At 69.4% G+C, this 15,575-nt stretch carries 9 protein-coding genes; 3 read left to right on the top strand and 6 right to left on the bottom strand.

Features of this window, described 5'->3' with window-relative positions; genetic code table 11:
* The first annotated feature begins 73 nt into the window (after positions 1–73).
* The 3 genes from ACFZBU_RS15110 (at position 74) to ACFZBU_RS15100 (ending at position 9,618) form a co-directional block, all read left to right on the top strand.
* Positions 74–6,634, top strand: coding sequence for an RHS repeat-associated core domain-containing protein (locus ACFZBU_RS15110; RefSeq protein WP_391583995.1), 6,561 nt, complete (start codon positions 74–76; stop codon positions 6,632–6,634).
* Positions 6,635–6,717: 83 nt separating this feature from the next.
* Positions 6,718–7,005: a hypothetical protein gene (locus ACFZBU_RS15105; RefSeq protein WP_391583994.1), complete on the top strand. Its 288-nt coding sequence runs from the start codon at positions 6,718–6,720 to the stop codon at positions 7,003–7,005.
* 60 nt (positions 7,006–7,065) lie between these two features.
* Complete coding sequence (locus tag ACFZBU_RS15100; protein WP_391583993.1) at positions 7,066–9,618, top strand: hypothetical protein; 2,553 nt, start codon at positions 7,066–7,068, stop codon at positions 9,616–9,618.
* A gap of 330 nt (positions 9,619–9,948) precedes the next feature.
* Here the strand turns inward: ACFZBU_RS15100 and ACFZBU_RS15095 are convergent, their stop codons facing one another.
* From ACFZBU_RS15095 to ACFZBU_RS15070, 6 genes are all read right to left on the bottom strand, one after another.
* Positions 9,949–10,812 carry a helix-turn-helix domain-containing protein gene (locus ACFZBU_RS15095; protein ID WP_391583992.1) on the bottom strand — a complete coding sequence of 288 codons (864 nt, stop codon included), beginning with the start codon at positions 10,810–10,812 and terminating at the stop codon, positions 9,949–9,951.
* A gap of 527 nt (positions 10,813–11,339) precedes the next feature.
* Entirely contained in the window at positions 11,340–11,819 is a 480-nt protein-coding gene (locus ACFZBU_RS15090) for a VOC family protein (protein WP_391583991.1), read from the bottom strand.
* A 112-nt stretch (positions 11,820–11,931) separates the two neighbouring features.
* A complete protein-coding gene (locus ACFZBU_RS15085; RefSeq protein ID WP_391583990.1) occupies positions 11,932–12,705 on the bottom strand; it encodes a copper homeostasis protein CutC in 774 nt (257 codons plus the stop codon).
* A gap of 134 nt (positions 12,706–12,839) precedes the next feature.
* Positions 12,840–13,943, bottom strand: a complete 1,104-nt coding sequence (locus ACFZBU_RS15080; protein WP_391583989.1) for an asparaginase — start codon at positions 13,941–13,943, stop codon at positions 12,840–12,842.
* Positions 13,940–14,803 (bottom strand): amino acid ABC transporter permease, encoded by an 864-nt coding sequence (locus tag ACFZBU_RS15075; protein ID WP_391583988.1) that lies wholly within the window; start codon positions 14,801–14,803, stop codon positions 13,940–13,942. The genes ACFZBU_RS15080 and ACFZBU_RS15075 overlap by 4 nt, the downstream gene beginning before the upstream one ends.
* Positions 14,800–15,444 carry an amino acid ABC transporter permease gene (locus ACFZBU_RS15070; RefSeq protein WP_391583987.1) on the bottom strand — a complete coding sequence of 215 codons (645 nt, stop codon included), beginning with the start codon at positions 15,442–15,444 and terminating at the stop codon, positions 14,800–14,802. The genes ACFZBU_RS15075 and ACFZBU_RS15070 overlap by 4 nt, the downstream gene beginning before the upstream one ends.
* Positions 15,445–15,575 lie beyond the last annotated feature (131 nt).

Genomic DNA, 15,575 nt, shown 5'->3' with positions numbered 1-15,575 from the left:
GTGGCCCTGGGAGGCCGGCGGTATCTCGCGACCGAGGCGCGGACCGGGACGACGGCGAGCCCGAGGAATCGTGGTGGCCGGAACCGTATTCGCCCTCCTCGCCGCGGCGGGTCCGGCGCAGGCACAGTCGTGGATCGTGTCGGAGGACCGGGCACCGAAGTGGTCGCCGGGACCGCTGCCCACAACGAAACCGGTGAAGGGCGTCACGGCGCCGAAGCCGAACGTGCGGGCGCCGGCAGGTGACGGGCACGGGTCGTGGAAGCCGGCGAAGGTCACGTGGCCCAAGGCACTCGACGCCGAGGCCGTGCCCGCCCCGGAGTCCACCGCGCCGCGCTCGTCGGCATTCTCCGCCCTGTACGCGGCCCCCTCGGACGGCAGGGTGGCCGACAGCCCGATCCGGGTGACCACCCCGTCTTCCGCACCGTCGCCGTTCGTCGACCACGCCGCCCCGGCGGCCCCGAACGCGACGGCTGTCGCACCCGGCAAGGTACGGGTCACCGTCGCCGACCGCGCCGCCGCGGAGAAGGTGGGCGTCGACGGCGTGCTCCTGAGCGTCGCCCGTACGGACGGCCGCACCGACGCCGGTCGAGTCACCGTCTCGGTCGACTACGCCGGCTTCCGCGACGCCTTCGGCGCCGACTGGTCCACCCGGCTGCGCCTGTTCGCCCTCCCCGAGTGCGCCCTCACCACCCCGGACCAACCGTCCTGCCGCACCAAGACCCCGATCACCACGTCCCGCAACAACCCCACGAACCGTAATGTGAGCGCGTCGGTGGAGTTGCCCGCTTCGGGACAGGCGCGTACCGGTCGGATGGTCCTCGCCGCGGCAGCGGCCGACGCCGGCCCTTCGGGCGACTTCAAGGCCACCTCGCTGAGCTTGACCGGCACGTGGACGGCGGGTGGCAACTCCGGTTCGATGGGCTGGAGTTATCCGATCACCGTGCCCGGTGCCATCGGCAGTTCCACGCCGCAGATCAACCTGTCCTACAGTTCGGCGGCCATCGACGGGAAGGGAACCTCGACCAACAACCAAGCGTCGTGGATCGGTGAGGGCTGGGACTATTCGCCGGGGTTCGTCGAGCGATCCTTCCAGGACTGCGAGCGCGACGGACAGGTCAAGACCGGAGAGAAGTGCTGGTCCGGTCAGAACACCTTGACGATGTCCTTGAACGGCCGCAGCTCGGCTCTGGTGCGCGACGACGCAACCGGAATCTGGCGCTCCGCCGATGGCGACGGTTCCCGGCTCGAACTGCTCACCGGCGCGGGCAACGGTGACAACGACGGCGAACACTGGAAGCTGACCGGCCCCGACGGTGCCCAGTACTTCTTCGGTATCGGGCACAAGCCCGGCGGCGACAACAGCGACGCGGCGAGCAACTCCGCGTGGACGCTGCCCATTTACGGGAACAACGCCGGTGAACCCTGCAACAAGCCGGCCGGATTCGACGCTTCCTGGTGTCAGCAGGCTTGGCGGTGGAACCTCGACTACGTCATCGACGCACGCGGCGGGCTGACGACGTACGTCTACAACGCGGAGACCAACAATTACATGCGCGGAGCCTACGCCGTAGGGTCCGGCACGCTCACCCCCTACACCCGCGGTGGCGTGCTTGCGAAGATCACGTACGGCTCCAAGCGGAACGGCACCGCGCAGCCGACCGCGCAGGTACTCTTCGAGACCGCCGAACGCTGCCTGAAGAAGGACGGGTTCGATTGCGACCCGAGCAGGATGACGAAGGACAACGCGAGCAAGTGGCCCGATGTCCCGGTCGACAAGGTGTGCGGAGGCACCGATACGTGCCAGCAGTTCGCTCCCACGTTCTGGTCGACTCGTCGACTGACGAAGATCACCACGCAGATCCTGCGCGCGGGGGCCTTTGAAACCCTGGACGAGTTCGCGCTCGACCAGGACTACCCCGACCCGGGGGACGGCTCCACCGCGACCCTGTGGCTGAAATCGGTGACGCGCACCGGATTCGACGGTTCCAAGAAGATCACCCTGCCGTCGCAGGACTTCACCGGCACGTTCATGGCGAACCGGGTCGACGCGGGGGGTGACATGGCGCCCCCGATGAATCGGCGCCGGATCACCACGGTCACCAACGAGACCGGCGGACCGACCACGTTCCGCTACAACCCGGCCGAATGCACTCCGACCAACCTGCCCGCTCCGGATACCAACAGCAAGGCGTGCTACCCGGTCTGGTGGAGCTACAGCGACTCCGAAACGGTGCTGCACTGGTTCCACAAGTACACCGTCGCTGAGGTCACCGAACAGGACCCGACCACCGGCGCGCCGGACAAGTCGACCAGATACGAGTATCTGGGCGGCGCGGCGTGGCATCGCGACGACGCCGAACTGACCGAGGACAAGGAAGCCGCCAGGCCGACGTCCAAGAACCGCCGGACGTGGAACGACTTCCGCGGATATGCCGAGGTCGTCACTCGTTCGGGGGTCGCACCGGACACGATCACGCAATCCTCGGCGCTGTATCTGCGAGGAATGGACGGCGATTTCAAGGCGGACGCCACCAAGCGGTCGGTGACCGTGACCGACTCCGCCGGCGCGGTCATCACGGACGACAACGCTCTTCAGGGCTTCACCTACGAGACGCGCACCTACGATGGCGCGGGCGTCGGCAACAAGGTCGTGGCGACCGATTCCACCAAGCCGTGGCTCTCGCCGATCGTCGCGACTCACAAGCGGGCGCGGGATCTCCCGGATCTCAGCGCCCGGATGACGCGTACGGAGCGGACTCTCGCCCGCGCCCTGCTCGCGGACGGCACGTGGCGAAGCAGCGGCAAGTCTTCCACGTACGACACGACCTATGGCCTCGAGACGGCCGTTGCGAACTTCGCACAGGGTCTGCCGACCTACTGCGGACAGACGGTGTACGCGCACAACACCACGGCCTGGATCATCGGCAAGCCGACCGAGGTCACCTCCTTCGTCGGCGAATGCGCCGCGACTCCGACGAAGGACACGATCTACGCCCTGACACGCACGTTCTACGACAAGTTGCCGTTGGGTCAGATCGGCGCTCTGGGTGATGCCACGTCCGCGGAGGCGGCGATTGCCTTCCGGGCCGACGGCACGCCCGAGTGGACCGGAATGGCCAAGACCGAGCTCGACGCGTACGGCCGGGTGACCAGGGAGACCGACGCGGAGGACAAGGTCACCACGACGACCTACGAACCGGCCGACGGTTCGCCCCCGACGCGAACGACGGTCACCAATCCCAAGGGTTGGCAGGTCGTGCAGGAGTTCGCCGGTTCGCGTAACCTCCCGGTCAAGTCCGTGGACGTGAACGGGCTGGTCGCGGAGCAGGAATACGACGCCCTGGGGCGCGTGTTGGCGGTGTGGCAGCCCGGCAGGTCGAAGGCGGGTGGTCAGACCGCGAACTCCCGGTTCTCCTACGAGGTCAACAAGACCTCCCCTTCGGTGGTCACCACCAAGACACTGCGGACCGATGGGCAGTACACGACGACGCGGACCCTCAGGGGCGCCTTCCTACAGGAGCGCCAGACCCAACTCGACACGTCCAACGGCGCCACCGGTCGACTGGTCACGGATACGTTCTACGACAGCCTCGGCCGCACGCTGAAGACCAATCAGGCATATTTCGACAACACATCGGCTCCCTCCGCTTCGGTGTTCATCGCCAATGACAACGAGGTCCCCGCACAGGCCGCCGTGGTCTACGACGGCATGGGACGCGTGATCGCCGAGACGTTCACCTCGCTGGGCGTCAAACAATGGGAATCGCGAAACGAGTACCCGGGTGCCGACCAGATCGCGGTGACGCCCAGTGCGGGGGGCACCGCGACGAGGTCATTCACGAACGCTCGCGGCAAGGTCGAGCAACTGCGCCGCTATCGTGGCGAGACGCCGTCGGGCGACGATTTCTCCGCGATCGCCTACCAGTACGACGGTCGCGACCGACTCCGCAAGGTGACCGACGCGGGTGGCAACACGTGGACGTACACGTACGACTTCCTCGGCCGGGTGATCGAGACGGACGACCCTGACAAGGGCAAGGCCACCTCCAGCTACGACAAGGTCGGACGAGTCGTCGGCACCACCGACGCCCGGGGCAGGCGGCTCACCTTCACGTACGACGACCTGGGCCGTAGGACGGGCCTCTTCAAGGGTGCCGACGCATCTCCGGAGAATCTCCTCGCATCCTGGTCGTACGACCGCTTCGCCAAGGGGCGTTCGGACGGATCCACTCGCTACGTCGGCGGGCAGAACGGTGCCCGGTATGTCAGTGAGGTCACCGGATTCGCCACGGACTCCTATCGCCCCATCGGTACGCGGATAACCATTCCCGCGGTCGAGGGCAAGCTCGCCGGTATCTACGAGACGCAGACGGACTACGAGCCGGTCACCGGCAAGCCGACCTACACCTACCTGCCGGCCGTCGGCGGGTTGCCGGACGAGGCGGTGACCTATGCCTACAAGCCGACGGGCCAACTGGCCACGGTCGGCAGTACCACGGGCGACTCGTATCTGAACTGGTCGAACTACGACGTCTTCGGCCGCAACGTGCGTGCCGTCCTGGGGGCCGAGCCCCGGCAAGCCGCGTTCACCAGCACCTTCGATCAGGCCACGGGCCGGTTGTTGTCGACCAACTGGGACAAGCAGACGGCGACCACCGCGAGCGTGGACGCCAAGTCCTACACCTACAAGCCCTCCGGTGACATCACCTCGATCAAGACCGTGCGGGACGGTGCTTCGACCGACACCCAGTGCTTCGCCTATGACGGCGCACGCCGACTGAAGGAGGCCTGGACCGACACCGCAGGCACAACAACCGCAAGCGCCCCCAGCGTTCCCGGGATCGGCGGATGCGTGAGCCAGGCCCCGGTCAAGGACATCGTCGGCGGACCGGACGCCTACTGGCAGTCCTTCGAGTACGACGTTGTCGGCAATCGCATCAAGCTGACCGACCACGACCCCACCGACGACCCTGCCAAGAACACGATCACCCAGTACGGCTTCCGCGAGCGAGCGGGGGTGACCCGGACGCACACCGTCGACAGTGTCACGGTCAGGACCGGCGCCGGTCAGCCGACCACCTCGACCCTGACGTACGACGCGTCGGGCAACACCGTGACGCGTTCGGGTAACGCCGGCCAGAGCCAGACGCTTACGTGGAACGAGGAGAACAAACTCGCCAAGGTGACGTCGGCGGCCGGCGACAGCGACTATGTCAACGATGCCGACGGCAACCGCATCATTCGTCGAGAGGCGGGCAAGACCACGCTCTACCTCGGCGCCGACGAACTCACCACGAAGACCGACGGCAGCGGCCCCGTCATCGGTATCCGCTGTTACCCGACCGCGGGCGGGGCCACCGTGGTGCGGACCGGGACGAGTGCTCCCGTCTATATGGCGGCCGACCACCACGGCACCGGCACCACCACGCTCGACTCGGTGACCCTCGCCGTCACCCGTCGGCAGAGCAAGCCCTTCGGCGACGGGCGCGGCCCCCAGCCGACGCAGGCCAACGGTCAATGGCCGGACGACAAGGGCTTCCTCGGAAAGCCGATGGACTCGACGGGCCTGACCCACGTCGGGGCGCGCGAGTACGACCCGACTCTCGGTCGATTCATCAGCGTCGACCCGATCATGGACCTGTCCGATCCGCAACAAATGCAGAGCTATTCCTACGCGAACAACAACCCCGTCACCTTCAGCGACCCCACGGGTCTCATCTGTGTGGCATGGGTGGACAACGACGTAACCAAGCCCTGCACCAACGACGGTCACGACGACCGGAACGGTCAGGACTTCGACGCCGTCGGCGAGTGGCGCAAGGGAACGTGCAGCGATTACGACGAGTGCCGTGTCCGAGTGGGCAAGAGGTGGCCGGGCCAGACCCGGTCGGGTGAGGGGACCAGCCCGAAACACAAAGAGGTGCTCTATCGCGCCTCGCTCATCGACAAGCCGCTGCTCACTTGGAATTTCGCGGACTTCATCGGCTGGAAGGGTGGCCTCCTGCCGGCGGCGCGCAGCCGCATCATGGGGTTCTTCGGCGACTCTTCGTTCGGAGAATGGACCACGAATTGGCTTTCGGAGATGGGCAAAAAGAAGCTGGAAGGGTTCCGTCTGCAATGGATTCGCTACTACAATGACGAAATAGCGACCGTGGCATACGACCTGGGAATTCCGGAGGAGGTCCTGGCGGGGGTTGCCTTCATGGAAGTGGGCGGACCGTCGGATATGGTCGATTCGGCTGCGTACGCAGAGAGGTCCATAAATCCGTTTCCCGGGTCGGGTCCGCTGACCAAGCCGGCCCAGGAAACGTCATTCGGTCCGCTGTCGACCCAGCTCGTGGTGGCTGCCGATGTGCTCGGCTATACCGGATCTCTCGATGGTGATCAGATACGTTTGCTCAAGGGAACCCTTCAGGATCCGCGCGGAGCCATTCGAATCGCGGGGATGTATCTGGCGCAGCTCAATCATGATTCGACTGGTATGTCACCGGACGAAATGAACACGCAGGACAAGATGAATCTGATCTCCATGTACAATGGCGGCGCCAAGTACTGGAAGACACCTGGCGCGCAGCAGTATGCAAAGTCGATTTGGCAGAACATGCCGAAGATCCAGAACGCGATGGATCAATAGTTTCGTGTTCGTCGGCCCGTGCTCTCGGTTTCCGAGGGTGCGGGCCTGGCGCATGAAATCTTATCGAGAAGGAGGCGGCAGTCGTGAGTATAGGAAAATTCATGGCGCGGACCTTCTTCGCGATCGCGTTGCTGATATACATCGGCGCGCTTTTCGTGTGTGACGTGGTTTACAAGTTCGACCCGAATACGGTGGATCCGCGTGGACTTTCGGATCAGCTGGAGCTGCAGAGAGCAGGAACGCTCTTCTCCTTCATCTCATTTCTCATCTACCGCGTTCATGGTCGCTGGGTGAATCCGGGTCTGGTCCTGCTCTTGATCGGAATCTCGAACGTGCTCATCCTGACCAAGATCCAACACCCGTCGGGGTAGACGCCGAACGGTGATGGATGATCGGCTCGGCGAATCATGCTCGCGAGCGATCGGATGGCCATGAGGGAGAGCGACGACGCCGAGGCGATGGGTCGGCCTTCGGTCGCCGGGCGACTGGGGGCGTTGTTGGGGGAGTTGGTGGGGCGGGGGGTTGCCGAGCGGGATCGGGGGGCGCTGCGTGGGTTGGGGGTGGAGTTGCGGGAGGCCGGGCGGGTTGTCGACGTGTTCGAGGCGGTCACCCTCGATCGGCGGGACGCCGCGATGTGGACCGTGGACCTGGACCTGCTCGATGCCGCCATCGCCGTCGGTGTACCCGTGGCCGACCCGCCCACCGGCGTCGCGTTGCGCCTGGCGGCATGGCTCGAATCCGGCAAGGGTCGGGGCGACCTCGCCGCCGTGTGCGCCCACCCCGGATTTCGGCCGCTGCTGCGCGACGCGTTTCTGGATCGGCGGGCCGACCTGCTCGCGCTGGGCCGCCCGGTCGAGTTGCGCACCCACGGGGGCGCCGACGCCGCGCTCCTGGACGCGGCCGGGCCGCTCGACCTGCTGGTGGAGAGCCTGCACGAGTGGGTGACGGCGGTTCGGGCCGGCAGCCTGCCCGCTCTGCACGAGGCCGTCTATCACCTGGATTTGGTCGGTCCCGCCCGCCTGGTCGAGCGCCGACCGCAGACCCGCCCGTGGGTCCTCGAACTGCTGACCGCCGACCTCCCGGCTCTGCTCGCGGAAACCTGGCGGACCGGACTCGTGGACGAACGGGGACACCGGGCGCTCGAACGCTTCGACGAGCTCGCCCACAGCGAGGACGTGTACCCGGTCGATCTGTCGGACGGGGTCGGCACGGACGAGGGCTTCGTCGTGGTCGCCGGCGCCCGATCGGCGGTCTTCGACGCCCGTAGGCGGATCGCCGGCCCCCTGTTCGCCCGTCTGCCCGAGTTGGCCGGCTCCGCGCTGCCGCCCACGCATCGACTGCGCTTCGCGGATGGTCGACTCGCCGCCGACCGGATCGACCCGGAGGCGCTCCGCCCCGAAGACCGGAGGGCCCTCGTTCCGGTCGGTGGAAAGCACTCCCACGAGCTGCGCCGCGTCGGCACCGGGTGGTGGGAGGTGGCCAACGCCGCCGGCGTGTGCACCTCCCGGTGGTACCAGGGGCCTGCTCGACCCCGGCGCGCGTCCGGCTCACACAGCGTCGGTCGATACCGACATCGCTGGGCCGCCGGCAGCGAACTGGTCGTACCGGTACACCTGTGGCCGCATCTGACCCCGCGTGACAGGTCCGGCTCGCGGGTCCTGCGCGCCGCCGATCGGGCCCTGACCGACCGGGTCCTCGGCGCGGTCGACGCCGAACTGCGGGCCCGGATCACCGAGATCGGCCGCCGGATCGGCGTGTGCAGTCCGTCGCGCGAGGTGGACGAGACCTTTCGGGCGCTGCGGCAGGTGATCGATCCGCTGCTCCCGAGGATTCGCGCCGACCGGCTGCTCGACGGCATCGCCGGTACGGTCTGGACCGCGGTCGAATGCGCCGAACTGACGGCCCGCCACCTGGACCCGCCGTCCGCCGAGGGCGTCAAGGGCACCAAGGGGGCCAAGGCCGCCAAGGACACCAAGGACACCCGGGCCGCCGTCGATCCGCTCGGCGGCACGGATCCCAGCGCCGGTATCGACTCTCCCGGCGCCGACGACGCCGAGGTCGGCGTGGTGCTGCGGACCGACCCCCGCCCCCACCCGCGCGCCGACGCGGGTGATCTGCGGGCCCGGTACTACACCGGGATGCAGGACATGTTCGAGCGCATCGCAGCGGTTGCCGCCGCCTGTGTCGACCCGACCGTCGTGTCACCGCCGCAGACGGTCGAACTGGTCGATGCCCAGGGCTGGGAGCAGGGGCTCGGCCGGCTGGGTGCCAAGGCGTTGCGGCTCGCGCTGTTCCCGAGGTCGGGCGGCGGAGAGCAGCAGGACGAACTGGCCCGAGACCACCTGCGCATGTGGGGCGTCGCGGAACTGGGCGACCCCGGCGATCGTTGGCGCGTGCTGGAGGTCGAGGTCGACACGGGCCACCCACCCGAGCAGGGCACCGTGTGCCGCACCGCGCGCGGTTGCCTGATCGCGCTCCAGCGCTCGCCGTCGACCCGAGGCCGGGTCGCCCCGGTGCTGGAGTACGCGTACGACGGCCGGTTCGATCCGTCCCCGTTCGGGCGGACCGTCGCCGATCGGGTCTGCGCCGGCTGGGGCGGCAGGGAACGGATCGCGGCGCTGCTGCGCCTGCATCACGATCGGGGCGCGGCGCCCTGGCCCGGCCGGTCGGTCGCCGCGCTCGCCGACGCCGGCGCGATGTCGCAGGCGGACGCGGCCGTTCTGACGGCGGGCTTCGAGCCGCGCGATGCCTACCTGGTCCGACAGGGGCGAGGTATCGACTCGCGCCTCGCCGAGATGTCCGGGCTTGATCCGCGGGAAATCGCCGACGCCGCTCGCGAGTTGTCCCGTCGGGTCAGCCCCGAGCAACGCCTGGCGATCGCCGAACTGCTGATGCCGGAAGACCCGGCCGACGTCTGGGCGGACCGACTCGCGGTCGAGTGCGCCGCGAGCCGGTGGCATGCCGCCATCGGCAAGGGGGTCTGAGGCCCGGGCCGAACGAACGCATCGGTTTATCCGCACGAAGGCGTCGGTTTTCTCCAATACCCGCCCGCCCGCGCTGCGGCAGCCTGGTTCTCGCCCCGCACGGCGCCTCACCCCCCCCCGAGGTCGGCGGCCCGACCGGTGCCCCGGTCGGGCAACGGGCGTACGCGGGGCGGGCCCGATGGGGGAGGCCCGTCCCGCGTTCCGACGTACGCCCGCGTCTCGACCTCGGCGGGCGGCACCCAGGCCGTGTCCGGCAAATCCGCCTCATCCACCAGGATCCACCGGACACGGCCCAGGCTTGCGGCGACTCGCGCCGGGCCCCACGCATGCTTACGGCGGCAACAGCACGGTGGTCACCATGCCTTCGAGCCGGGTGGGTCGGGCCGACGCGTGCGGCGCGTGCGCGACGAAGTCGCCGGGAGTCAGCCCGGTGGCGGCCCGGACCTCGCGGTTGAGATGCGACTGATCGTAGAACCCGGTTCGGGTGGCGACGTCGGCCAACGGCAGCCCCGCGTCCACCAGGCGCAGAGCGTCCTGGAGTCGCAACACCCGGGCGACGGCCTTGGGCGTCAGGCCCAGTTGTTCCCGGAAGCGGCGCTCCAACTGACGCTCGCTCCATCCCAGTTCCGCCGCCAAGCCGCCGATCGGCAGCCGGCCCGCCGAGGCGGAGAGCAGATCCCAGGCGCGCAGTACCCGCGGTGCCGGCCCCGGACCGGCCGCCTGCCAACGCAGCAACGTGGCGTCCAGCACCGCGAACCGGGTGGGCCAATCCGGGAGTTCCACCAGCCGTTCGGTCAGTCGACGGATGCGCGCGCCGGCGAACTCGGTCGGATCGACCAGGTGTTCGGCCAATTCGTGCATCGACACCCCGAACATCGCGTAGGCCGCCCACGGGTGCATCACCACCTCGATGCCGTGCACGAACCCGCGATGCTCACCGATCACGGCCCGGGTCCGCATGCCGGCGAACAACGAGGTGAATGCCGTGGTCGGGCTCGCCGTGCCGTCCGCGGCCATCGGACCGACCCGGATCCGCTGGTCGAAGCCGAGTACCAGGGTGGCGAAGCCGACCGGCAGTTCGAGCCGCCTGCGCGGGCGGTCGAAGGCGACGCGCAAACCGCGATAGAAGCGCACACCGGGGCGCAACAACGCATGCGGTAGGACCTGGACGATCCGGGGCGCGGCGGGATCCACGCCGAACTCCGGCTCGGACGGGACCGGTTCGCTCGCGCTGCCGCTCGGCCGAGCCGGGCCGGGTCGTCCGGCGATGCGCCCCGCGGGGCCGGGCCGCGTGGCGACGGGCCTCGCCGACCCGGATCCCGCCGGGCCGGGCGGTACGGGGACGGGTACGGGGAGGTCCGGGACGGGCGGGGGGACGGGCACGGGGACGCGCGAGCGATGCATGACCAACGCCTCCGGGACGATCGGACCGTGTCGCCCCCGCCCGAGACGTTCCCGATACCGGGTGCGGTACCGGCGTTCGACCGTTCGTGGCCGGGCGACGTCACGGAGTAGCGGGACGCCGGCATGCTAGCGATGCGCACCCCGTCCCCGACAGCCCCCGGCAGGCACTTTCCCGCACCTTGCCGGAACCCTTGCCTCCGCTGCGCCGTTCTCCACCCGCGCGCAGCCGACCGGTTCATGCCCCGGGGACGGGGGCACGACCCGGTCGGCGCATACGCGGCGATACGCATCCGCTGCGACACCCATCCGCGGCGACGTCACTCCCCCGCGTACGCCTTGCGCAGCGTCGCGATGTCGAGCTTGCCCATCTTCAACATCGCCGCGGTCGCCCGGGCAGCCTTCTTCGGGTCCGGGTCGCCGACCATGTCGATCAGCTCGGTCGGCACGACCTGCCAGGACACGCCGTACTTGTCCTTGAGCCACCCGCAGGGCCCCTCCTGCCCGCCCTCGGACAGCTTGGCCCAGTAGTAGTCCACCTCGTCCTGGTCCGCGCACGGGATCTGGAACGAGACCGCCTCGTTGAAGGTGAACTCCGGGCCGCCGTTGAGGCCGACGAACTTCTGCCCGTTGATCTCGAATTCGACGGTGACCACGGAGCCCACCGGACCGGGCCCGGCCTCGGTGTAGCGGTCGACCCGGCCCAGCCGGGCGTCCTCGAAGATGGACAGGTAGTGGTTCGCGGCCTCTTCGGCCCGGCCGTCGAACCACAGACAGGTGGTGAGTGCCTTGCCCGTCATCGTTGCCTCCGGTACTCGGTGTGGGTGGTGTACACGAGTACCGACCTGTTCGGCGCGGCAAACTCATCGCCCGCCGGCGAACGAGTTCCCGCGAGGCGCGCGCGCCTGCCGGTCAGCGCCTGCGAGCGGCCTCGACCACGTCGCGGATGCCGTCCGCCGAGGTCACCCTGCGGGCGTACTCCGGCTGGCGCAGCGCGCCGCCCATGAAGGGATGCGGGTTGCGGTGGGTCGCGGTGCTCTCCAGGACCGCACCCGCCGCGAAGTGCACCTCGTGCACGCCGGTGGCGGCCAGGATCCGGTCGATGTTGCGGGCGGTGATGCCGCCACCCGGCATGATCACGATCCGGCCCGCGGCCTGCTCGACCAGGCGCGCGATCAGCGGTGCGCCCTCCAGCACGCTGCTGTCCTGGCCGGAGGTGAGCACCCGGTCGACGCCGAGTTCGATCAGCTCCTCCAGCGCGGCGTGCGGGTCGCGGGTCATGTCGAAGGCGCGGTGGAAGGTGACCGAGCGGTCGCCGGCCGCGGCCATCAGCTGCTCGATCACCGGCCGGTCCAGGTCGCCGTCCGCGGTCAGTGCTCCGATCACCACGCCGTGTGCGCCGGCCGCCCGGATCGCCTCGACGTCCCGGCGCATCGCGGCGACCTCGTACTCGTCGTAGACGAAGTCGCCACCGCGCGGGCGGACGATGACATGGACCCGGATCGTGTCGACGGCGGCCAGGGTGGTCTCGATCAGGCCGAGGCTGGGCGTGATGCCCCCCTCGAACAGGTCCGCGCACAACTCGACCCGGTGCGCGCCCACCCGTTCGGCGGCGAGTGCGCCGGGGACGTCGTCGATGCAGATCTCGTAGGTCAGGGCGGGGGTGGGGCCGGCGGTGACGATCATGTCGTGTTTCTCCTGGTGGACCGAGGATGTGGGCCGGGACGAGCGTTCGGCTCGGCCGGGGGTGCGGAGTCCGGACCTGGATCCGGCTGCGCAGGAGCGTGCGGGCCCGGACGTGGGTCCGGCTCCGGGGGCACTCAGGTCAGGCTCGGGCTCACTCGGACCTCGCCGACCGGCAGACCGCCGCCCAGCACCGGTACGGACGCCCACTCGTGCGCCGCGGCCGTGTCCACGCCGAGCACGCGCAACGCGGCCAGCGCGAGCGCGGTGGTCGCCCGCGGGCTGCCGTCGATCACCTTGACCGCGACCGCGTGCCCGGCCGTCGTCGCAGCCACGAACACGCCTTCGGCGCCGCCCTTGACCACGACGCCGGGCAGCAGCCGCATCACCTCGGTGTTGGCCTGCCCGTCCCCGCCGACGTACCGCGGGTACTCGCGCATCGCGTCGGCCACCGTGCGCCCGGGACCGTTCGTCGCGGTGGCCAACGCGCGCACTCCGCGGGCCAGTCCGATCAGGGTCATCGCGAACACCGGCGCGCCGCAGCCGTCCACGGCGGTGTGTGCCGTCGACTCGCCCGCCGACTCCTCGATGCCCTCGCGGACCGATACCTGCAACGGATGTGCCGGATCGAGGTAGCCGTCGGTCGGCCACCCGGCGGCGACGCACGCGGCCAACATCGCGGCGTGTTTGCCGGAACAGTTCATCCGCTCCCGCGATTCCGCCTCGCCGCGCGCGATCATCGCCTTGTAGGCCGCCTCGTCCTCCGGGCGGCTGGGCGGACACCGCAGCGCGTCGGCGGTCAGCCCGGCGGCGGCAAGGATCTCGCCCACCGCCCGGACGTGGAAGTCCTGCCCGGTATGACTGCCCGCCGCGATCGCCACGTGCGCCCCGGACAGGGGCGCGCCGGCGCGCAGACAGGCCAACGCCTGGAACGGCTTGGCCGAGGAGCGCGGTATCACCGGCTCGTTCGGATCGCCGAGCTCGATCGCGGGCCGCCCGTCCGGGGCCAGCGCGACCAGACTGCCGAAGTGCCGGCTCTCCACGAATCCGGAGCGCACCACCTCGGCCAACTCGGCGTAGCGGGTGCTGGGTTCGGGGCGCACGATGTCCTCCTGGCGCATGGGGTCCTCCGGGTCGGGGCGTTCGCCGGTGTCGGTGATCACGGACGGCGCGGCCGGGCGGGGTGCTCCGGCCGTCGGCGGTTGCACGTCGGTGTCGGCCGTTCGGCGGGGCGCGGTCACAGGCGGGCGTCCGCGCCGGCGCGGGCCCGCAGCAGGGTCCGCATGCTGCGCCGGCCTGCGGATTGGAAGCCCTGGCGGGCCTCCAGGGTGCGGGCCAGCTTGGACAGCGATGCGTTGAGCACGATGTAGACGAGCGCGATGATGATGTAGGTCTGGATCAGCAGTCGGTTGTAGCTGGCCAACACCCGTCCGCTGTACAGCAGTTCGGAGTAGCTGACGATGAAGCCGAGCGAGGTGTCCTTGAGCAGGCCGACCGATTGGCTGACCAGTGACGGCAACAGCCGGCGTACCGCCTGCGGCAGCACGATCAGCCGCATGGTCTGCGTGTCGGTCAGGCCGACGGCCAGGCCCGCTTCGCGCTGGCCGCGGTCCAGGGACAGGATGCCGGCCCGGAAGATCTCCGCGAAGACGGCGGAGGCGGACACCGAGAGCGGCAGCACCAGCTTCCAGAACAGCGGCAGATCCACGCCGTAGTGCGGCAGTCCGAACAGGACCAGGTAGACGAGCAGCAGCACCGGGACCGTGCGCATCACCTCGATGTAGCCGGTGGCCGACCACCGCAGCACACGACGCCGGGACAGCCGGCCCAGCGCCAGTACGATGCCGCCGGCCATGGACAGCACGGTGGCGACGACCGCGGCGCGAATCGTGGCCCAGAGCCCCTCCAGCAGGTATCGCCACATCGGCCACGTGGTGTAGGGCCGCCACTTGTCCGCGTCGAGCTGGCCGTGGTCGGCGAATCGCCGTACGGCCAGGGCCAACAGCGCGGCCGCCGCGACGGTGGCCACGATGCCGGCGATCCGCATCCGGCGGCGCGCGATCGGGCCGGGCTCGTCGAACAACACTCGGGACGCGCTCATCGCACGATCGCCACCTTCCGCTCGATCACGCCGGTGAGCAGGCCCGCGGCGGCGCAGATGACCATGTAGCCCAGGCCCGCGCCGACGAACACCGGGATGGGCTGGGCCTCCAGCAGGTTGACCCGGTTCGCGGCGGAGGTCAGTTCGACCACGCCCACGGCCGCGGCCAACGAGGTGTTCATGGTCAGCGCGATGAAGATGTTGCCGATCGGCTGGACCACGCCGCGCAGTGCCTGCGGCAGGATCACCAGGCGCAGCGACTGACCGAAGGTCAGTCCCAGTGCCCGGGCCGCCTCGGCCTGGCCGATGGACACCGTGTTGATCCCGGAACGCACCGCCTCGGCGATGTAGGCCGCCTCGTACAGTGCGATCACGATCACCGCGGTGGTGAACAGCGGGAAGATCACTCCGACTTCGGGCAGGCCGAAGACGAACAGTACGAGCAGGACCAGCAGCGGGGTGTTCTGGAAGGTCTCCACGTACACGGTGCCCATTCCGCGCAGGGCGGCGACGGGGGACACCCGCAGGGCGGCCACCACGACGCCGATCAGCAGCGCGCCGGCGAAGGACAGCGCGGTGAGTTCGAGCGTGGTGGTGATGCCGTCGGTGAAGGCGGAGAGATGTCGCAGCACGACATCCATCGGCGATGGCCTTTCGGGAGAGGGCGGGTAGGGGCGCGCGGGGGCCGCTTCGGGGAGAGGCGGCCGGGGAGGTGCTCGTGGCCGGGCGCCGTGGTGGGCCGGACCCCCGGCCCGAGGCCGCGCCGGGAGGG

It is taken from the genome of Embleya sp. NPDC008237 (assembly GCF_042956465.1).
GTDB lineage: Bacteria > Actinomycetota > Actinomycetes > Streptomycetales > Streptomycetaceae > Embleya.
The sequence above is the reverse complement of the archived record's forward strand: the minus strand, read 5'-3'. Positions and strand labels throughout refer to the sequence as shown.